The following is a 20,550-nucleotide window of genomic DNA, read 5'->3' as shown; positions in this document are numbered from 1 at the left end:
AGACGACGGTCGCGCGGTGCGTCCTCGTCCTCACCTTCAAGTTCATCGGGATCGAATGTCTGGCTGAGGCTGGTGTGCTGGAGAATCTTCTCCCAGCCCGCCAATTCCTCTAGGATTTGGTTTGTAAACACTCCCTCAGAGTGCACCATTTTCCGACTTTTCCCAACAGCTTCATAAGGGCCTGCACCGCGATCCGCAGTTGCACGGCGCCGAACCATCGTTACTGCCTGTGCCAGAGGTCTTTGGGGGCTGCGCATGCCGTTACGCGCATCGACGATCCTGGCGCTGGCGCTACTGGCGATTCTGTTCGGAATCGCCGCCATGGTGGAATCGCGGCGCAGCACGTTCCAGCATCGCCCGCGCCTGCGGCTATGGGCCTATACGCTCTCGCTCGGCGTCTATTGCTCCAGCTGGACTTTCTACGGCGCTGTGGGGACCGCCGCGCGCGAAGGGTGGAACTACCTGCCGATCTATGCCGCACCCATGCTGGTGCTACTCGCCGCTCCGCGCTTTCTGGCGAAGCTGACGCGGGCGGTCGCCACCGAAAAGGCGGCCACCGTTTCCGACTTCATCGCCGCGCGTTTCGGGCACGATGTCGTCGTCGCCCGGCTGGTGACGGTGACCGCGCTGCTCGGCTCGATCCCCTATATTGCATTGCAGCTGCGCTCGATCGGGAGTGCCATGTCGATCGTCTCGGCGCGCGCCGTCACCGAGCCGGTGATGATGGTGGCGGCCTTGCTGCTTGCACTGTTCGCGATCCTGTTCGGCGCGCGACGTTACGAGGTGGCGGGCCGCGCCGAAGGGCTGGTCTATGCCATCGGGCTGGACTCGCTCCTCAAGCTGCTGGCGCTGGCCGCCGTTGCCGCACTGGCCGGGTTCCTGCTGATTCATGCGAGCCCTGCCGACCTGAGCCGGGGCTGGGCAGCGGCAGCGGAACAGTTCGGGCCGCAGCACCTCTCGATGGAATTCGCCGTCATCGCCCTGATCTCGGCGATGGCCATCGTCGCGCTGCCCCGGCAGTTCTACATGGGGCTGGTGGAAGCGCGCGAGCCGGGCGATCTGGTGCGTGCCCGCTTCGGCCTTGCCGCCTACATCGGCCTGATGGCCGCGCTGATCCTGCCGATCGCCTTTGCCGGTACCGCGATACTGCCCGCAGCCATGGCGCCGGATCGCTATGTACTGCAGCTTCCCGAGATCACGGGCAGCACCTGGATTCTGGCGGCGGCGCTGCTCGGCGGTGTCGGCGCGGCGGCATCGATGGCGATCGTCGATTCCACGGCATTGGCGACGATGGTCTCCAACGATCTCGTGTTCCCGTCGGTGTTCCGGCGCGGCCCGACCCGGCAGTCGGGCGAGATGGGCCGGCGCATGCTCGGCGTCCGGCGCGTGACCATCCTCGCGATCATGGCGCTGTCGCTGGTCTGGGCGCTGCTGGTCTCGTCCGAAAACTCGCTCGCATCGATCGGCCTCATCGCCTTCGCCGCCATGGCGCAGTTCACGCCGCACCTGCTGCTGGCGACCTACAGCGCCGGGCGCGACGCCATCGCCGCGCGCGCCAGCCTCTCGGTGGGTCTGGCCCTGTGGCTCTACACGCTGGCGCTGCCGCCGATCCTGCCGCCTTCATGGCTGACGGCACTGGCCCCTACCCCGTTCGACCCGCTCCACCTGTTCGGCATCGGGCAGGCGACGCCACTGGTGCACGGCGTGTTCTGGAGCCTCGGTGCCAATCTGGCGATCTACGCCCTCGTCGCCGCGCGCGGGATCAAGCCCTCCGCGCTGCCGCGCTTTCGCCGCGGGCAGCATCAGGTCGCGGACCTGAGCGACCTGGTGGCACTGACCGCCAGCTTCGTCGGCGAGGAGCGTGCACGAGAGGAATTCCCCGAGGCGCAGGCCGGAACGCCGGTCGACCGCACTTCGGCCCGCCGCGCCGAAGAACTGATCGCCCGCGTCGTCGGCGTCTCCTCGGCCCGCGCTCTGATTTCATCGGCGCTCGCAGGCGGGACGATGCGCCTGCCCGAAGTCACGCGCCTGCTCGACGAGGGGAGCCGCAGCATCGGCTTCTCCCGACAGTTGCTCGCCGCCACCTTCGAGAACCTCGATGCCGGGATCAGCGTCATTGATGCGGACCTCAATCTGGTGGCGTGGAACAGCCGCTACGAGGCGCTGTTCGATTATCCGCCGGGCCTGCTGCGGGTGGGCGTGCCGATTGCCGACCTGATCCGCCACAACGCCCTGCGCGGCGACTTCGGCGAAGGCGACCCCGAGTTCCATGTCGACAAGCGCCTCGGCCATTTCCGCCGCGGTCTGGAGCATAGCTTCGAACGCAAGCACCCCGATGGCCGGGTGATCAAGACCGTGGGCGGGCCGATGCCCGGCGGTGGCTACGTGACCAGCTTCACCGACATTACGGAAGACGCGCGCGTGCGCGAGCAGTTGCGGCGCACGCTCGAAACGCTCGAGCAGCGCGTGGCCGAGCGCACCCGCGAACTGAGCGAGGCCAACCGCCGTCTTGCCGAAGCGGGCCGCGACAAGACGCGCTTCCTTGCCGCGGCCAGCCACGACCTGCTGCAGCCGCTCCATGCCGCACGCCTGTTCACCGCCGCCATCGAGCGAGACGTTCCGGCCAACGCCCTTCCCCTCGTCGAGCGCGTCGAGAATGCCATCAGCGCGGCCGAGGACCTGCTGCGCGCCCTCCTCGATATCAGCAAGCTCGATGCCGGCGGCGTGGAGCCACGCCCCGAACCCGTCGCGCTTGGCCCGTTCCTCGGCGATCTCGCCGAGAGCTTCCGCCCGATGGCCGAGCGCAAGGGCCTGACGCTGAGGCTCGGGCCGCTGCCGGGGCATGTCCGCACCGACCCCGGCCTGCTGCGCTCGGTGATCCAGAACTTCCTCGCCAATGCCGTGCGCTACTGCGAGCGCGGCGGGGTGCTGCTGGGCGTGCGCCACCGCGACGGCGGGCTGCGCATCGACGTGATCGACACCGGCGTGGGCATCGAGGCCGAACAGGTCGAGACGATCTTCGGCGAATTCACCCGGCTCGGCACGGTGGAGGCGGAAGGCATCGGGCTCGGGCTCGCGCTGTCCGAGAGGATCGCTCGTCTGCTGGGCGGCACGATATCCGTACAGTCGACCCCCGGACGCGGCAGTCGCTTCAGCTTCTGGCTGCCTGCCATGTCCGAAACACCGCATGCAGCCCGGCCCGAACCGCAGCCCCATTCCGCATCCGCAACGCCGACCAAGCTGGATCTTCTGGTGGTCGACAACGACCCGCGCATCGTCGAGGCGAGCCTCGCTCTGCTCGAGCGGATGGGGCATCGGGCCTTCGGTGCCACCGGCATGGCGCAAGCGCTGCCCTACAGCCGCCGCGTCGATGCCGTGCTGGCCGACTACCGGCTCGACAGCGGCGAGGACGGTCTCTCGCTGATCGCCGCCATGCGCGAAGAAGCGCCGGGGCTCGCTGCCGTGGTGATCAGCGCCGAGGATGGCCCGGAGCTGCGCGAACGCGCCGCAGCGCTCGGCGTATCGGTGCTGGCGAAGCCGGCTTCGGCCTCGGCCATAGAGGCTTTTCTGGCCGGGCTGTCAGTGCCGCAGGTCGAGCCCTAGCGAGCGCGCGACCAGCGCCGCCTGCGTGCGGTTGGAAACGTCGAGCTTGCGCATGATCGCGGTCATGTGCGCTTTCACGGTCGCCTCGGTAATGCCCAGCGAATGCGCGATCTGCTTGTTGAGCTGCCCGTCGAGCACCGCCAGCAGCACCTTCAATTGCGTCGGCGTAAGGTTGGCGACATCGCGGCGGACGGTGTCCATCTGCGCATCGCCTGACGCGCTCCCGCTCGCGGCCTTGCCGCCCAGCGCATCGCGGATCGCGGCTTCGATGGCCGAGAGATCGCTGTCCTTGCGCAGGAAACCGATGGCCCCGAAGGCGCGCGCCTCCTCCGCCGCCCCGGCCCCGTCGGCGCTGGAGACGACGAGGATGGGAACCGAGGGGCGCTCGGCATGGAGCAGGGCAATGCCCGAATAGCCCACCGCACCCGGCATCTTGAGGTCGAGCAGGATCAGCCGCAGGTCCTCCGCCTCGACGGCGGCATGGGCGGCAGCCGAGAGCGTCCCCGCTTCGCGCAGGGTCGCACCGGGCATCACCTTCTGCACCGCCAGCGCAAGCGCCTGACGGAAGAGCGGGTGATCGTCGGCAATCAGGATCGTGTCGCTCAAGCCCCTCTCGTCACGCGTCGGCCGGCTGCGGCCTGTTCGCGATGAGGTTATCGACGACGGAGGGATCCGCAAGCGTCGAGGTATCGCCGAGGTTCGAGAAATCGTTCTCGCCGATCTTGCGCAGGATGCGGCGCATGATCTTGCCCGAGCGGGTCTTGGGCAGGCCCGGCGCGAACTGGATCACGTCGGGCGTGGCGATCGGCCCAATCTCGTGGCGGACCCACTGAACCAGTTCCTTGCGCAGCGCCTCGTCGGGCTCGATCTCGGAGTTGCAGGTGACGAAGGCGTAGATGCCCTGCCCCTTGATCTCGTGCGGCATGCCAACGACCGCGGCTTCGGCCACCTTGTGATGCGCGACCAGCGCGCTTTCGATCTCTGCCGTGCCCATACGGTGGCCCGAGACGTTGATCACGTCGTCGATGCGGCCGGTGATCCAGTAGTACCCGTCCTCGTCGCGGCGGCAGCCGTCACCGGTGAAGTAGGTGCCCTTGAACGTGCTGAAATAGGTCTGGAAAAAGCGGTCGTGATCGCCCCAGACGGTGCGCATCTGCCCCGGCCAGGAATCGGTGATGACAAGGCAGCCGTCGCCCGGCCCCTCGATTTCCTTGCCGTCGGCGTCGAGCAGCTTGGGCTTCACGCCGAACATCGGCCTGGTTGCCGAACCGGGCTTGAGCGCCGTGGCGCCGGGCAGCGGCGAGATCATCACCCCGCCGGTCTCGGTCTGCCACCAGGTGTCGACGATCGGGCAGCGGCCCTCACCCACGACCTTGTGGTACCATTCCCAGGCTTCCGGATTGATCGGCTCGCCCACCGAACCCAGCAGGCGCAGCGACTTGCGGCTGGTCTTCTTCACCCAGTCGTCGCCTTCGCGCATCAGGGCGCGCAGGGCGGTGGGAGCGCCGTAGAATATCTCTACATTGAACTTGTCGACCACCTGCCAGAAGCGGCTGGGATCGGGGAAGTTGGGTACGCCCTCGAACATCACCGTGGTCGCGCCGTTCATCAACGGGCCGTAGACGACGTAGGAATGCCCGGTGACCCAGCCGATATCGGCAGCGCACCAGTAGATCTGGCCGGGGCGATAATCGAAGACATATTCGTGCGTCATCGAGGCCCAGACCGAATAGCCACCGGTGGTGTGCAGCACGCCCTTGGGCTTGCCGGTGGAGCCCGAGGTATAGAGGATGAACAGCGGGTCTTCCGCAGCCATCTCTTCAGGCTCGCACTCGCCAGGCATACCCGCGACCGAGCTGGCCCAGTCGATATCGCGGCCTTCGCTCATCGGCACGCCGGCGCCGGTGTGCTCGAGGACGATGACGGTATCGACGCCCTGACAATGCGTCAGCGCCTCGTCAACATTGGCCTTGAGCGGGACCTTCTTGCCGCCGCGCAAGCCCTCGTCGGCGGTCAGGACAACATTGCTGTCACAGTCGGTGATGCGGCCCGCAAGCGCATCGGGCGAGAAGCCGGCGAAGACGATCGAGTGGATCGCGCCGATGCGCGCACAGGCGAGCATGGCGACGGCTGCCTCGGGGACCATCGGCAGGTAGATGGTGACGCGCTCACCCTTCTTGACGCCGCGGCTCTTCAGGAGGTTGGCAAACTTGCAGACCGCCTCGTGCAGTTCGCGATAGGTGATGCGGCGTTCCGGGTTCTTCGGATCGTCCGGCTCCCACAGGATAGCGATCTCGTCGCCGCGTTCGGCAAGGTGCCGGTCGAGGCAGTTGGCCGAAAGGTTGAGCGTACCGTCGGAAAACCAGGAAATGCCGAAGTCGGCTTCGTTGAAGCTGGTCTGCTTCACGCCGGTGAAGGGCTTGATCCAGTCGATGCGCTGCGCTTCCTCGCGCCAGAAACCCTCGGGGTCATCCACCGAGCGCTGGTACATCGCCTGATAGCGCGCTTCATCGATCAGCGCCGTTTCGGCCCAGTCTCCAGGAACGGGATATACGGCGTCGGCCATTTCTTGATCTCCTCTCCGGTGTTGTCGCCGGCGTCCCGGCTTTGCGGGCACCCTAACACAATGCGAATCGAACTGGGGCATTAGACATTGGTCGTAGATGCTCCACCAAGGTCGGGATGGCTGCAAGCATGCAATTCATCCGATGATCCCCTCGGCCCCGGAATGCACCAGCTCACTAGGCGGCAACCGGGTCCGAAAAGGAGAGGGTGATGAAGCACAACAACAGGCCCCTGATCGGCGCACTGCTGGCGGCAAGCTGTCCTGTCGTACCGCAGGCCGCGGTGGCCGCCACCGACCGGGAAGCACAACTCGAAGCGCGGCTCGAAAGGCTCGAAGCCGAAATGCGGCTGCTGCGCGCGGACCTCGCATCCGCACGGCAGGAGCAAGCCGAAAGCGCGGCGCAGGCACAGGCCGCCATTGCAGCCGCTACGGCCAAGAGCGAAGAAGCCACCGCCAAGGTCGCCGCGATCGAAAGCCGGCCACAGGGCGACGGTTTCAAGTCCGGCGACACCACGATCAAACTGGGCGGCTATATCAAGATGGTCGCCTCGGCCAGCCGGTTTTCCGACGGCGAAGTCGCCACCAATTCGCTGGGCCGCGACTTCTACCTGCCCCAGGTCATCCCCACCGGCAGCGGCACGGCGCAGAAGGTGGAAGACTTCACCGCCAAGCAATCGCGCTTCTGGCTCAACCTCGACACCGCCGTCGGCGGCCAGAGCGTGAAGGGCCTGGTCGAAGTCGATTTCCAGACCGCACCGGGCACGCAAGGCTCGCAGCGGACCACCAACGGCTACAACCTCGCGCTGCGCCGCGCTTGGATGAAAGTGGGCCGCTTGACCATCGGCCAGGACTGGTCGAGCTTCCAGTACACCGGCGCTCTGCCCGAGAGCACCGACTTCGTCGGCGCGACCGAAGGCACCGTCTTCGTCCGCCAGCCGCTGATCCGCTATTCCATGCCGCTCGCGCAGGGCTTGACTGTGCACGCCTCGATCGAGGAACCGGAATCGGGCACCGCCACGGCCGGCTCGCCCGCGCTGATGGAAAACGGCGACGACCGCCTGCCCGACTTCGCGGCGCGCCTGGCCTATACCGGCAAGATCGGCGAGGGCTCGCTGGCGGTGCTCGCGCGGCAGGTCCGCGTCGACAACGCCGGCGTCGCCGCCGATACCTTCGGCTGGGGCGTCAGCGCCGGCGGCAAGATCTGGCTCAACGAGAAGAAGACCAGCGACGTGCGCGCCATGGTCACCTACGGCCACAACGCCAGCCGCTACATCGGCCTCAACTTCGCGCCCGACGCGGTCTACGATCCGGCGACCAACCAGCTCGAAAGCGTGAACGTGATCGCCGCGCTGGCCGCGGCCCGCATTGCCATCGCACCGGGCTGGCGCGTCAACGTTATGGGCAGCTACCAGCGTGTCGACTACGCCGATGCGCTCGGAACGCTCGCCATCGCCAGCTACAACAAGCAGGCGTGGAGCGCGGCGGCCAACCTCTTCTACTCGCCGGTGAAGAACGTCGACCTCGGTATCGAATACCGGCACGGCGAGCGGGAACTGGTGAGCGGCGCCGACGGCGCGCTCGACCGCATCGAATTTGCCGCAAAGTACAGTTTCTGAGAATGAACCAGCCGATCCTGCAACGACGGGGCCGGCCCCACTTGGGAGAGTGAGCAATGGCTACGACATATGATGCCATGCCGAAGCACCACCAGGCCACGCACGACGAGAAACTCGTCATTACCGCGTCGTCGCTCGGCACCGTGTTCGAATGGTACGACTTTTACCTTTACGGCCTGCTGGCCACCTTCATTTCCAAGGTCTTTTTCGCGGGCGTGAACGAGACCACCGGCTTCATCCTCGCACTCGGCGCCTTCGCGGCGGGCTTCGCGGTGCGGCCCTTCGGCGCGCTGGTGTTCGGGCGGATCGGCGACCTCGTCGGCCGCAAGTATACCTTCCTCGTCACCATGGGGCTGATGGGGCTCTCGACGTTCGCGGTCGGCCTGCTGCCCGGCTACGACACCATCGGCATTGCCTCTCCGATCATCCTGGTGACGCTGCGCATCGTGCAGGGCCTCGCTCTCGGCGGAGAATACGGCGGCGCGGCCACTTACGTTGCCGAGCACGCACCGAACAACCGGCGCGGCCTCTACACCAGCTTCATCCAGATCACCGCGACCTTCGGCCTCTTCGCCGCGCTGCTCGTGGTGCTGGGCGTGCGCACCGGCATGGGCGAGGACACCTTCTCCGGCTGGGGCTGGCGCGTGCCGTTCCTGCTTTCGGCGGTGCTGCTGGGCGTCTCGATGTGGATCCGCATGCAGCTCAACGAGAGCCCCGTCTATCAGAAGATGAAGGACGAGGGCACGACCTCCAAGTCGCCGATCAAGGATTCCTTCGGCAAGTGGGGCAACCTCAAGTTCGTGCTGATCGCGCTGTTCGGCGCCGTCGCCGGCCAGGCGGTGGTCTGGTACACCGGCCAGTTCTACGCGATGTTCTACCTTGAAAAGATCCTCAAGGTGGACGGCGCGACGAGCAACTACCTCATCGCCATCGCCCTGGCCCTCGGCACGCCGTTCTTCGTGTTCTTCGGCTGGCTGTCCGACAAGATCGGCCGCAAGTACCTGATCCTCGGCGGCTGCGCGCTGGCATCGCTGACCTACTTCCCGGCCTTCCACACCCTGTCCAACGCCGCCAACCCGGCCCTTGCCGCAGCGACGGCCAATGCCCCGGTGGTCGTGACCGCGAACGATGCGGAATGTTCGTTCCAGTTCGACCCGATCGGCAAGAACAAGTTCGACGCATCGAGCTGCGACATTGCCAAGGCCTTCCTCGCCAAGAGCGGCATAAACTACACCAATCGGGCTGCCGCTCCGGGCACGATCGCCTCGGTCGCCATCGGCGGGCAGACGCTGACCGCGCCCAACCCGGCCCAAGTGACCGGTGCGGATCGCGCCGCAGCCATCGCTGCCTATCAGGAGAGCATCAAGGGCGCGCTGGCCGATGCCGGCTATCCCGCCACCGCCGATCCCGACCGGATGGACAAGGTCACGGTCGTCGCGATCCTGTTCTATCTCGTTATCCTGGTCACCATGGTCTACGGCCCGATCGCCGCCATGCTGGTGGAACTGTTCCCGACGAACATCCGTTACACCTCGATGTCGCTGCCCTACCACCTCGGCAACGGCTGGTTCGGCGGCTTCCTGCCGACGACCGCCTTCGCCATGGTCGCTGCCACGGGCGATATCTACTACGGCCTCTGGTACCCGGTCGTGGTCGCGGCGGCCACGGTGGTGATCGGCCTGCTCTTCCTCCCCGAGACATTCAGGAGAAATATCGACGCCTGATTGTCCATCGGCGCCGCGCCCCCGGGGAGCAAATTGCCCCCGATCAAGGCGCGGCGTCCTTTTCTGGTCCAGCCGACGGAGACATCATGACAAAGATATCACAGCTTTCCACCCGCACCGGCCTCAGCCTTTCCGTTCGCCCCGCCGCCGAGGGCGACGAAGGCGTTCTGGGCTCCTTCTTCGATGCCGTCAGCGACGAGGACCGACGCTTCCGTTTCCTCGCCGCCAGCGAGCACGTGAGCCACGAACAGCTCGATCCACTGCTGCATGCAGACCACTTCCGGTCGGAGAGCTTCCTCGCCTTCGACGATGCCACCGGCGAACTCGTCGCCTCGGCGCTGCTGGCCTGCGATGCCGGTCTCGATACCGGTGAAATCGCGGTTTCGATCCGCAGTAACTACAAGGGCAAGGGCGTGGGCTGGGCCCTGCTCGACTTCCTCGCCCGCGAGGCGCAGGAGCGCGGCGTGCGCCGCGTGATCTCGATCGAGAGCCGCGACAACCACGCCGCCATCGAACTCGAACGCGAAAAGGGCTTCACGCCCGAACCGTTCGAGGACGACCGCACGCTGGTCCTGCTTTCGAAGACCCTGCGCTAAGCGACATTTGCATACGGAGAGCGGCATGAGCGAGGCTTACACTGCAGCCTGGAAGGCCAGCATCGACGATCCGCAGGGGTTCTGGCTGGACGCCGCGAAGGCGCTGGACTGGGCTGTGGCACCCGAGGCGGGCTGGAACGAGGCGGACGGCTGGTTTCCCGGCGGCCAGCTCAACACCTGCCACAACGCGGTGGACCGCCATGTCGCGGCCGGGCGCGGCGATGCGGCGGCGCTGATCTACGACAGCCCGGTCACCGGCACGATCGCGACCTTCTCCTACAGGGAATTGCTGGAGGAAGTGGGCCGCGTCGCCGCAATGCTCGCCTCGCTCGGTGTCAACAAGGGCGACCGCGTGGTGATCTACATGCCGATGGTCCCGCAGACGGTCTTCGCGATGCTCGCCTGCGCGCGGCTGGGCGCGATCCACTCGGTGGTGTTCGGCGGCTTCGCGCCGCACGAACTGGCCAAGCGCATCGACGATGCCACGCCCAAAGTGCTGCTCACGACTTCCTGCGGCATCGAGGGCTCCAAGGTGATCCTCTACAAGCCGATGGTCGACGAAGCGCTGCGTCTCGCCAGGCATGCGGTGGACCATGTCGTGCTGTTCCAGCGCGAACAGGTGACCGCAGAGCTTGCCGCGCCCCGCGACCTCGACTGGATGGAACTGCGCGAAAAGACGGCTGCGGACGCGATTCCCCCGTGCGTGCCGGTCGCGTCCGACGATCCGCTCTACATTCTCTACACCTCGGGCACGACCGGCACCCCCAAGGGCGTCGTGCGTGACAACGGCGGCCATGCCACCGCGCTCGCCTGGTCGATGGCCAATATCTACGGCATCGGCGCCGGCGACGTATTCTGGGCTGCTTCTGACGTGGGCTGGGTCGTGGGGCACAGCTACATCGTCTACGCCCCGCTGCTGGTCGGTGCGACCACGGTGCTGTTCGAAGGCAAGCCGGTCGGCACGCCCGATCCCGGCACCTTCTGGCGCACCATAGACCGTCATGGCGTCAAGGCGTTCTTCACCGCCCCCACCGCGATCCGCGCCGTGCGCAAGGAAGACCCGGACGCGAAGTTCCTGAGCGAAATCGGCACCGGCCAGTGCCAGGCTATCTTCCTGGCCGGCGAACGCGCCGATCCCGACACCATCGGCTGGCTGGAAGACAAGTCCGGGCTGCCGGTAATCGACCACTGGTGGCAGACCGAACTCGGCTGGCCCGCCATCGCCAGCTGCGTCGCGCTGGGCGATCTGCGCCGCAAGCGCGGCAGCGCCGGCTTCCCGGTTCCGGGATACGCCTTCGCGATCCTCGGCGAGGACGGCAAGCCGGTCCCGCAGGGCCGGAGCGGCTCGGTCGCGATCCGCTCGCCGCTGCCGCCGGGCGCCTTCCGCACGCTGTGGAAAAACAAGGCGGGCTACGAGAAGAACTTCGCCGGGTTCCCGGGCTACTACGAGACGGGCGATGCGGGCCATTTCGACGACGAAGGCTTCCTGCACATCATGGGGCGCACCGACGACATCATCAATGTCGCCGGCCACCGCCTCTCGACCGGCCAGATGGAACAGATCGTCGCGCAGGAAGACGGCGTGGCCGAATGCGCGGTCATCGGCGCCGACGATGCCATCAAGGGGATGATCCCTATCGGCTTTGTAGTCCCGCGCGCGGGCGCGGAGAACGACGACACCCTGGCCTCGCGCGTGATCGCGGCGGTGCGGGCTGACCTGGGCCCGGTGGCGGCACTGCGAACGGTCTACACCGTACCCCAGCTTCCCAAGACCCGCTCGGGCAAGATCCTGCGCAATCTGCTGCGCAAGATCGTCAACGGCGAGCAGTTCGATACGCCCGCGACCATCGAGGACCCCTCGGTACCGGAAATGCTGGTGAACGCCGTGCGCCGCTGACGGCCTGCGCCTGCGGCAGGCGCCTCCCGCCTACTTCGGCGGACTGCCTGCCGCATCGTCGCCATCGAGCAGCGAGCCCAGCCGTTCGAGGCTGGCAAGGATCATCGCCTGTTCCCAGGTCGGCAGCTCGCTGAAAGCCTCGCTGATGCGCAGTTGCAGCGGCAGCGGTGAAGTCTTGAGCTTTTCACGCCCGGCCTCGGTTATCCGCAGAATCACCTGACGCTTGTCGTGCTCGCTGCGGCTGCGGGTCACGAGTCCCCCGGAAACAAGCCGATCGACGATGTTGGTGATCGTCGCCTGCCCGAGCCAAACGGCGGAAGCCAGCGCGCTTGGCGTTACCTCGTCGCGACTGGCGATCTGACGCAGGATCAGCACCTGCGACGGCGCCAGGCCGATCGAAGCCGTCATTTTGCGGGTCTCGATCTCGGCGGCCAAAAGAATTTTTCTCAGAGCCAGCAGGGCGGCTGAAGTGAGGTCGGCGTCCATGCCCGAACGCTAGCTTTCCCGCAGGCTGCCGCCAAGAGAAGAGATACTTTCACCTTCGAAGAAATATACGTGCGCCGGCTGGACTCCGGGAACCATTCCCGGCGTTCGCGGTTGCAAAAATGCAGGATATTACTATTACATGCGCCACACCGAACACGGACGAACAGTAGCCAAGCACATACAATGTGCTTCGGAGGATAAAGCAATTTTTAATTCGGAAGCGAGCGAATCAAGCGCTCAGAACGAAACTGAGAGCCCTAAACGAACGACCGACTGCGCAGGTCTCACCATGCGCAGTCCTGTCGCCGAGGATGGTCCCGCCATCACGGCCCTGATCGCGGCCTGCCCGCCGCTCGATCCCAACTCCGCGTATTGCAATCTTCTGCAATGCAGCGACTTCGCCGACACCTGCATTGTGGCCGAAAAGGATGGCCGCATCGTCGGCTGGATTTCGGGCTATCGCCCGCCTTCGCATCCTGAACGCATTTTCGTCTGGCAGGTCGCCGTCGACAGTTCGGCGCGCGGCATAGGCCTTGGCGGTCGCATGCTCGATGAGCTGCTGAGCCGCCCCGCAGTGCGCGGCGCCACTACGCTGACGACCACGATCACGGAAGAGAACCCCGCATCCTGGGGCCTCTTCACGGCTTTCGCCCGGCGCCATGATGCCGAACTTACAAGATCCGAGCGCTTCAAGCGCGACGCGCACTTCGCCGGTGCGCACGACACGGAATGGCAGGCAAGCATTTCTCCGCTGCCCACCGCTCCGTCCAATTGAACAGGGAAACATCCGACATGACCATCACTCCCAAGCCAAGCGCCAAGACGCCCGACACCAAGATTTACGAACGCCGCGAATCCGGCGTCCGCAGCTATTCGCGTTCGATGCCCCGCCAGTTCAACAAGGCGCAGGGCGTCTGGATGCATGCCAATGATGGCAGCCGCTATCTCGACTTCCTGTCGGGCTGCTCCTCGCTCAACTACGGTCACAACCATCCCGCGCTGAAGCAGGCGCTGATGGACTACATCGCCAGCGACGGCGTGACCCACGCGCTCGATCTCTACACCGATGCCAAGGCCAAGTTCCTCACGACGTTCGAGGACGTGATCCTCAAGCCGCGCGGCCTCGACTATCGCGCGATGTTCACTGGCCCGACCGGCACCAACGCCGTCGAAGCCGCGATCAAGCTGGCCCGCAAGGTAACCGGCCGCGAGACGGTTATCGCTTTCACCAACGGCTTCCACGGCATGACCCTGGGCGCCCTCGCCTGCACCGGTAACGCCGGCAAGCGCGGCGGTGCCGGCGTTCCCCTGAGCCACGTCAGCCACGAGCCCTACGACGGCTACTACGGGGCGGACGTGGATACTGCGGACCTGCTCGAACAGCGCCTTGAAGATCCCTCCAGCGGCCTCGATGCCCCGGCGGCCTTCCTGGTCGAAACGGTTCAGGGTGAAGGCGGTCTCAACGCCGCATCGCCCGAGTGGCTGCGCAAGATCGCCGCGCTCGCCAAGAAGCAGGGCGCGCTAATGATCGTCGACGACATCCAGGCCGGCTGCGGCCGCACCGGCGGCTTCTTCAGCTTCGAGGACATGGGTTTCAAGCCCGATATCGTCACGCTGGCCAAGTCTCTTTCGGGTATGGGCCTGCCTTTCGCGCTGACCCTGTTCAGCCCCGATCTCGACGTGTGGTCGCCGGGTGAGCACAACGGCACCTTCCGCGGCAACAACCACGCGTTCGTGACCGCCACGGCTGCCCTGCGCGAGTTCTGGGCCGATCCCAAGTTCGCCGAGGACGTTGCCCGTCGCGGACGCATTCTTGAGCAGCGTCTCGACAAGATGGCCAAGCGCCACGGCCTCTCCACGCGCGGTCGCGGCATGATGCGCGGCATCAACGTCGAGACCGGCGAGATCGCCGACAAGATCACCGGCGCCTGCTTCGACGAAGGCCTGATCATCGAGACCAGCGGCGCACACGGCGAGATCGTCAAGGTCCTCGCCCCGCTCGTGATCGACGATGAAACGTTCAATGCCGGCCTGGACATTCTCGAGGAGGCGATCGCCGAAACGATCGCGCCCGTCGATGCTTCTGACGTGACCGGCAGCAAGACGGATCGCAAGCTCGGCCTCGCGGCCTGAGCTTCGATCTTCCCGCACACGATACAAGGAAATACCGAAAATGATTGTTCGCAAACTCAAGGAAATCCGACAGAACGGGGACAAGAACATCAAGTCCGACGGCTGGGAAAGCGCACGCCTGCTGCTCAAGGATGACGGCATGGGCTTCTCGTTCCACGTCACCACGCTCTACACGGGCGCGGAACTGCACATGCACTACCAGAACCACCTCGAATCCGTGCTGATCCTCAAGGGCAAAGGCACCATCGAGGACCTGGGCACCGGCGAGACGCACGAGCTCAAGCCGGGCGTGATGTATGCGCTCAACAACCACGACAAGCACATCGTGCGCGTTGAAAATGAAATCCTGTGCGCCTGCGTGTTCAATCCGCCGGTGACCGGCCGCGAAGTCCATGATGAATCGGGCGCCTATCCGGCCGACACCAGCGAAGAACGCGAACCCGCACTTTCCGAATAAAATCCAAAATAAAAAGGGGGTAGATGTGCAAGATCTCTATCCGACCCGAACCATGGGCGAGCCTCACCTGCTCGCCCGTGCGGAACCTGTCGCGCGTCGTGCCTGGAAACCGGGCGCGCCGCTTACCGCTAGCCAGATCGATCAGTTCGACCGCTACGGCTTCCTCGTGATGGAGAATCTGTTCTCCGAGGACGAGATGAAGCTGCTGCAGGCCGAAACCGGCCACCTGCTGTCCGACCCGACCGGTCTTAAGGACGAAACCGTCGTTGCCGAACCCGGCAGCCGGGAAGTCCGTTCGATTTTCGAGATCCATGGCCAGAGCAGGCTGATGGCTCGCCTGGCCGCCGATGAACGCCTTGCCGGCGTGGCGAGCTATCTGCTCGACGATCAAGTATACCTTCACCAGTCGCGGCTGAACTACAAGCCGGGCTTCCAGGGCAAGGAATTCTACTGGCACTCCGACTTCGAGACCTGGCACGCCGAAGACGGTATGCCGCGCATGCGTGCGCTGTCGATGTCGGTGCTGCTGGCCGAGAACACGCCGGACAATGGGCCGTTGATGCTCATTCCCGGCTCGCAGCGCGTGTTTGTCTCGTGCATCGGCGAAACGCCCGATGATCACTACAAGCAATCGCTGCGCAAGCAGCAATTCGGCGTTCCCGACGAACAGAGCCTGGCCGAGCTTGCCCACAAGCACGGCATTTACGCGCCGCTAGGCAAGCCCGGCACGGTGCTGCTGTTCGACTGCAACACCATGCACGGCTCGAACGGCAACATCACGCCGTTCCCGCGCTCGAACGCATTCTTCGTGTTCAACGCCGTTAGCAACAGGCTGGTGGCCCCGTTTGCCGCCTCCAAGCCCCGCCCCGACTTTATCGCCGCGCGCGAGGTGGAGCCGATCAAGCCCGTGAGGGGCAATCTGCGAGGCGAAGGAGTACCCGCATGACCGGTAATCATTCAGTTGAAAAGATCGGCGGCACGTCGATGGCCGCAACGTCGACCGTTTTCGACAACGTCCTGATCGCCGGCCGCGAAGGCGCCGATCTCTACAACCGCATCTTCGTCGTCTCGGCCTATGCCGGGATGACCGACCTTCTGCTCGAGCACAAGAAGTCGGGCGATGCTGGCGTCTATGCCCATTTCGAGGGTAACGAGACGCCCGGCGCCTGGCGCGGAGCGCTAGAGACTGTCCGCAAAGCCATGCGCGAGCGCAACGGCCAGATGTTCGTGCGCAGCGAAAGCCTCGAGGAGGCCAACCGCTTCGTCGATGACCGCGTCCAGGCGCTGGAGACCTGCCTCGACGACCTCGATCGCCTGCGCCGCCACGGCCGCTTCTGTCTCAAGGAGCAGATGATCACTGTGCGCGAAATGCTCGCCGGCCTGGGCGAAGCGCACTCGGCGCATTCGACCGCGCTGCTGCTGCGTGACCGCGGCGTCAACGCCGTCTTCGTCGACCTCACCGTGTGGAACCACGAAGACCTCGTCAGCCTCGACGACCGCATCAGCGACGCGCTCGGCAAGATCGATCTTGCCACGCAGATGCCGATCGTCACCGGCTATGCCGGCTGCGAAGGCGGCATGGTGCGCCGATATGCCCGCGGCTATTCGGAAATGACTTTCTCGCGCATCGCCGTCGTTACCGAAGCCAAGGAAGCGATTATCCACAAGGAGTTCCACCTTTCGAGCGCCGATCCGCGCGTCGTGGGTGAGGACAAGGCCAGCAAGATCGGCCGCACCAACTACGATGTGGCGGATCAGCTCGCCAATCTGGGGATGGAAGCGATCCACCCGCGCGCCGGTCGCGGCCTGCGCCAGTCGGGCATTCCGCTGCGCGTGCGCAACACCTTCGACCGTCACGACGAAGGCACGCTGATCTGCGGCGACTACGCTTCTGACAAGCCCCGCGTCGAGATCGTCACCGGGCTCGGTGCGGTGCAGGCACTGCAGTTCTTCGAACAGGACATGGTCGGCGAGAAGGGCTACGACGCCAAGATCCTCGAGGTGCTCACCAAGCACCGCGCCTGGATCGTCAGCAAGAGCTCGAACGCCAACACCATCACCCACTATCTGAGCGGTACCGGCAAGGCGCAGGTGTCGCGGATCGTGGCGGACCTCGAAGCGGCCTATCCGGGCGCTGCGGTCTCGACCCAGCCGGTGGCGATGGTTTCGGTGATCGGCAGCGATCTGTCCGCGCCCGGCCTCGTGCCCCGCGCCCTCACGGCGCTCGCCGACGCCGGGATCGACATGATCGCGATGCAGCATCAGATCCGCAACGTGGATGTGCAGTTCATCGTCGGCACCGAGGATTTCAATCCCGCCGTCCGCGCCCTGCACGAAGCGCTTGTCGAGGATGCCGACCAGCCGGGCCGCGCCGCAGCCTGATAGAACGATTGTGGAAGAAAGCCCGGGCGCCGCTCTTTGCGCCCGGGCCTTCTGTCTTTACGTTTGCCCACCATGCTACAGGCCATCCTTCCCGTCCGCAGCCTCCTGATCGCCATCTTCATGCTGATGGCCGGGGGGGGCTTCATGAACACCCTCGTCAGTGTCCGGCTGGAGCGAGCCGGAAGCAGCGCGATGGTGATCGGTCTGGTCGGGACTGCCTACTTCGCCGGGCTCGTCATCGGCGCGCTGCGGGTACCGGCCCTGATACGGCGCGTCGGACATATCCGCGCCTTTGCCGCTTTCGTCGCGGTCATCAGCGCCTCCACGCTCGTCTATGCGGTGTACCGCAACCCCGTCCTCTGGGGCGTCCTGCGTTTCACCGACGGCTTCTGCCTTGCGGGCGTCTACATCTGTCTGGAAAGCTGGCTCAACGAGCGGGCCGAAGCGCAAACGCGCGGCTCGGTGATCGCCGGATACATGATCGCGCTCTATGGCGGACAGGCGGTAGGCCAGTTCCTGCTGGGACTGGGCGAGACGAACCCGGCGCTGCCGCTGCTCATCGCCTCGATCCTGATCACGCTCGCCTCTATCCCCATCGTCCTCACCCGGATTATCGCCCCGCTGCCCGACGAAGGCGGTTCGGTGCCGTTCCGCGAACTCTACAGGGTCTCACCCCTCGGCATTGTCGGCGCCTGTCTCACCGGCGTTATGCTCGGTGCCTTCTACGCGCTCGGCGCGGTCTATGCCCGCCGTCTGGGCATGAACCTGTCCGCGACTGCACTGTTCATGAGTATGGTCATCCTCGGCGGCGTTGCGCTGCAATGGCCGCTCGGGCGGCTCTCCGACAAGCTGGATCGACGCAAGGTCATCGTATTCAGTTTCGGCGGCACCTTCGCGGCCGCTATCGCCATGGCCCTGCTTGGCACCCCCGGCGTGATCCTGATGACGCTCGGTTTCCTTTTCGGCGGGCTGAGCTTCGCGCTCTACCCGCTGTGCGTCGCCCATACCAACGACCACCTTCAGCCCGAGCAACGCGTCGCGGCGAGCGGCGGCCTCGTCATGCTCTATTCGCTCGGCGCGGCCGCCGGCCCGTCGACCGGCGCATTTGCCATGGCGATCGGCGGCGCCATGGGCCTGTTCGTGTTCATCGCGCTATGCGCGGGCGTCGCGCTGGCCTTCGGCCTCTGGCGCCAGACCCAGTCCAAGCCGGTCCCGGCGCACCAGCAGGAAGACTACGTCATCCTGCCGCGCACGACCCCCATGTCCGCCTCACTTGACCCGGTGGCGCCGGACGAAGCGTCCGACCTAGAAGGGAATTCCACGTGACCACCGATGGCCACCACGATCACCATCACGACTACGGCGCCGACATCCGCAGCGGCCATCCCGAAGAGACCCCGCCGGCGGTCCTGCACCGCGCCATTGCCGCATCGGCCATAGGCAACGCCACCGAGTGGTTCGACTACGGCATCTATGCCTATGGCGTGACCTATATCTCGGCCGCGCTGTTCCCGGGCGAAGCCGCAGAGGCGACGCTCTTCGCGCTGGCCACCTTCGCGATATCGTTTCTCGTCCGCCCGCTCGGCGGGTTCTTCTGGGGACCGCTGGGAGACCGTTACGGCCGCAAGGCGGTGCTCGGCATCACCATCGTGATGATGGCTGCCGCCACCGTGGGGGTCGGTCTGATCCCCTCCTACGACACCATCGGCTTCTGGGCGCCGCTGCTGCTGGTGATCCTGCGCATGGTCCAGGGCTTCTCGACCGGCGGCGAATATGGCGGCGCGGCGATCTTCATGGCCGAATATGCACCCGACAAACGGCGCGGTTTCTACGGTAGCTTCCTTGAAGTGGGCACGCTGGCCGGCTTTTGCGGCGGCGCGCTGCTGATGCTTGGCTTCTCGCTGCTGCTGGGTGACGACACGATGCAGGCATGGGCATGGCGCCTGCCGTTCCTGCTGGCGGGTCCGCTCGGTTTCGTGGGTGTCTATCTGCGTTCGCGCATGGCCGAGACGCCGCTTTTCCGCGAAGTCGAGGAAAAGCACAGCGAAGAGCCCTCCGCCAAGGTCGAATTCCGCCACCTGCTGACGCGCTACCGCACGCCGCTTCTGGCGATGGGCGGGCTCGTGGTCGCGCTCAACGTCGTGAACTACACGCTACTCAGCTACATGCCGACGTACCTCGAACGGCGCCTCGGCCTGTCGACCGATGCCTCGCTGATGGTGCCCATCGCGGGCATGCTGTTCATGATGGTGCTGCTGCCTTTCGCCGGCGCCCTGTCCGACCGGGTGGGCCGCAAGCCGCTGTGGCGCGTCTCGCTGATCGGGCTGCTGATCGGGGCGATCCCGCTCTACATGTTCATCGGCACCGGCATGACCAGCGCGGTGATCGGTTTCGTCATTCTCGGCCTGCTCTACGTGCCGCAGCTCGCGACGATATCCGCGACGTTCCCGGCCTTCTTCCCGACACCGGTGCGCTTTGCCGGCTTTGCAGTGGCTTACAACGTCTCGACCTCGCTGTTCGGCGGCACCGCGCCCGCACTCAATTCGTGGCTGATCGACGAGACCGGCAATGCGCTGATGCCCGCCTACGTGATGATGGCAAGCTGCCTCGTCGGCCTGCTGGCGCTGCGCTACACCGAAGAAAGCGCCGGCAAGCCGCTGCGCGCGATCGGAGATCCCGTGCCGTCGCACGGGTAACGGCAGGCCGGGCTTACTGCGGCTCGGGCTTGGTACGCGCCGGGCGCTTGGGCTTGGCGGTCTCGCCCGAAGCCGTGGAGGCCGTCGTCGTCTTCGCTGCGGCAGGCTTTTGCGCCGGTGTCTTGCGGGCGGCCGCCTTTCTGGCTGCGGGTTTCTTCGCCGGCGGCTTTTTAACGGCCGGTTTCTCCGCTGCGGGCTGTGCAGGTGCCGTCTTTTCCGGCGCGGGTTTGCTGACGGGGGCCGGTTCGCCAACAGCCTTTTCCGGCGTCGGAAAGACATCCTCGCCCTTGGCCTTACGGCCGATCGAATACTTGTAGATGACGTAGGCGGAAGCACCGCCGACCGCCCACCTGAGCAGCTTCATCGCGTGTCCTCTCGTTAGGTCTCACGCGGT

General features: G+C 65.7%; 16 protein-coding genes. 12 read left to right on the top strand and 4 right to left on the bottom strand.

From position 1 onward, the window contains the following. Positions 1 to 255: 255 nt before the first annotated feature. Positions 256 to 3,603, top strand: a complete 3,348-nt coding sequence (locus tag IEX64_RS11810; RefSeq protein ID WP_188819879.1) for a hybrid sensor histidine kinase/response regulator — start codon at positions 256 to 258, stop codon at positions 3,601 to 3,603. On the opposite strand, the gene IEX64_RS11805 is transcribed toward IEX64_RS11810, so the two are convergent. Both IEX64_RS11805 and acs read right to left on the bottom strand, forming a co-directional pair. Next, the gene (locus tag IEX64_RS11805; RefSeq protein ID WP_188819878.1) at positions 3,580 to 4,209 is read right to left on the bottom strand and encodes a LuxR C-terminal-related transcriptional regulator; all 630 of its coding nucleotides are present in this window, start codon (positions 4,207 to 4,209) and stop codon (positions 3,580 to 3,582) included. The two genes, IEX64_RS11810 and IEX64_RS11805, sit on opposite strands and share 24 nt — an antisense overlap. A gap of 10 nt (positions 4,210 to 4,219) precedes the next feature. Next, positions 4,220 to 6,169 carry an acetate--CoA ligase gene (acs, locus tag IEX64_RS11800; RefSeq protein WP_188819877.1) on the bottom strand — a complete coding sequence of 650 codons (1,950 nt, stop codon included), beginning with the start codon at positions 6,167 to 6,169 and terminating at the stop codon, positions 4,220 to 4,222. Positions 6,170 to 6,378: 209 nt separating this feature from the next. Here acs and IEX64_RS11795 point away from each other — a divergent pair, with 209 nt between their 5' ends. The 4 genes from IEX64_RS11795 to IEX64_RS11780 all read left to right on the top strand — a co-directional run bounded on the left by IEX64_RS11795 (position 6,379) and on the right by IEX64_RS11780 (position 12,002). After that, complete coding sequence (locus tag IEX64_RS11795; RefSeq protein WP_188819876.1) at positions 6,379 to 7,785, top strand: DcaP family trimeric outer membrane transporter; 1,407 nt, start codon at positions 6,379 to 6,381, stop codon at positions 7,783 to 7,785. 56 nt (positions 7,786 to 7,841) lie between these two features. Next, positions 7,842 to 9,509, top strand: coding sequence for an MFS transporter (locus IEX64_RS11790; protein WP_188819875.1), 1,668 nt, complete (start codon positions 7,842 to 7,844; stop codon positions 9,507 to 9,509). 86 nt (positions 9,510 to 9,595) lie between these two features. Continuing rightward, on the top strand, positions 9,596 to 10,105 hold the full coding sequence (locus IEX64_RS11785; RefSeq protein WP_188819874.1) for a GNAT family N-acetyltransferase: 510 nt from the start codon (positions 9,596 to 9,598) through the stop codon (positions 10,103 to 10,105). A gap of 25 nt (positions 10,106 to 10,130) precedes the next feature. After that, entirely contained in the window at positions 10,131 to 12,002 is a 1,872-nt protein-coding gene (locus IEX64_RS11780; protein WP_188819873.1) for an AMP-binding protein, read from the top strand. 30 nt (positions 12,003 to 12,032) lie between these two features. Here IEX64_RS11780 and IEX64_RS11775 read toward each other — a convergent pair whose 3' ends face one another. Further along, positions 12,033 to 12,488, bottom strand: a complete 456-nt coding sequence (locus tag IEX64_RS11775) for a MarR family winged helix-turn-helix transcriptional regulator (protein ID WP_188819872.1) — start codon at positions 12,486 to 12,488, stop codon at positions 12,033 to 12,035. Positions 12,489 to 12,777: 289 nt separating this feature from the next. Here IEX64_RS11775 and ectA point away from each other — a divergent pair, with 289 nt between their 5' ends. From ectA to IEX64_RS11740, 7 genes are all read left to right on the top strand, one after another. Beyond that, positions 12,778 to 13,263, top strand: coding sequence for a diaminobutyrate acetyltransferase (gene ectA, locus IEX64_RS11770; RefSeq protein WP_188819871.1), 486 nt, complete (start codon positions 12,778 to 12,780; stop codon positions 13,261 to 13,263). A 17-nt stretch (positions 13,264 to 13,280) separates the two neighbouring features. Then, complete coding sequence (ectB, locus tag IEX64_RS11765) at positions 13,281 to 14,621, top strand: diaminobutyrate--2-oxoglutarate transaminase (protein ID WP_188819870.1); 1,341 nt, start codon at positions 13,281 to 13,283, stop codon at positions 14,619 to 14,621. A gap of 40 nt (positions 14,622 to 14,661) precedes the next feature. After that, a complete protein-coding gene (locus IEX64_RS11760) occupies positions 14,662 to 15,078 on the top strand; it encodes an ectoine synthase (protein WP_188819869.1) in 417 nt (138 codons plus the stop codon). Positions 15,079 to 15,103: 25 nt separating this feature from the next. Continuing rightward, positions 15,104 to 16,024 (top strand): ectoine hydroxylase, encoded by a 921-nt coding sequence (gene thpD / locus IEX64_RS11755; RefSeq protein ID WP_188819868.1) that lies wholly within the window; start codon positions 15,104 to 15,106, stop codon positions 16,022 to 16,024. Next, the gene (locus IEX64_RS11750; RefSeq protein ID WP_188819867.1) at positions 16,021 to 17,460 is read left to right on the top strand and encodes an aspartate kinase; all 1,440 of its coding nucleotides are present in this window, start codon (positions 16,021 to 16,023) and stop codon (positions 17,458 to 17,460) included. The genes thpD and IEX64_RS11750 overlap by 4 nt, the downstream gene beginning before the upstream one ends. Positions 17,461 to 17,532: 72 nt before the next feature. After that, positions 17,533 to 18,786, top strand: a complete 1,254-nt coding sequence (locus tag IEX64_RS11745) for an MFS transporter (protein WP_188819866.1) — start codon at positions 17,533 to 17,535, stop codon at positions 18,784 to 18,786. A 44-nt stretch (positions 18,787 to 18,830) separates the two neighbouring features. After that, positions 18,831 to 20,156 (top strand): MFS transporter, encoded by a 1,326-nt coding sequence (locus IEX64_RS11740; protein WP_188820001.1) that lies wholly within the window; start codon positions 18,831 to 18,833, stop codon positions 20,154 to 20,156. Between the two features lie 13 nt (positions 20,157 to 20,169). On the opposite strand, the gene IEX64_RS11735 is transcribed toward IEX64_RS11740, so the two are convergent. Beyond that, positions 20,170 to 20,520, bottom strand: a complete 351-nt coding sequence (locus IEX64_RS11735; RefSeq protein ID WP_188819865.1) for a histone-like protein 2 — start codon at positions 20,518 to 20,520, stop codon at positions 20,170 to 20,172. Positions 20,521 to 20,550 lie beyond the last annotated feature (30 nt).

It is taken from the genome of Novosphingobium indicum, assembly GCF_014645195.1.
GTDB classification, from domain to species: domain Bacteria; phylum Pseudomonadota; class Alphaproteobacteria; order Sphingomonadales; family Sphingomonadaceae; genus Novosphingobium; species Novosphingobium indicum.
The sequence above is the reverse complement of the archived record's forward strand: the minus strand, read 5'-3'. Positions and strand labels throughout refer to the sequence as shown.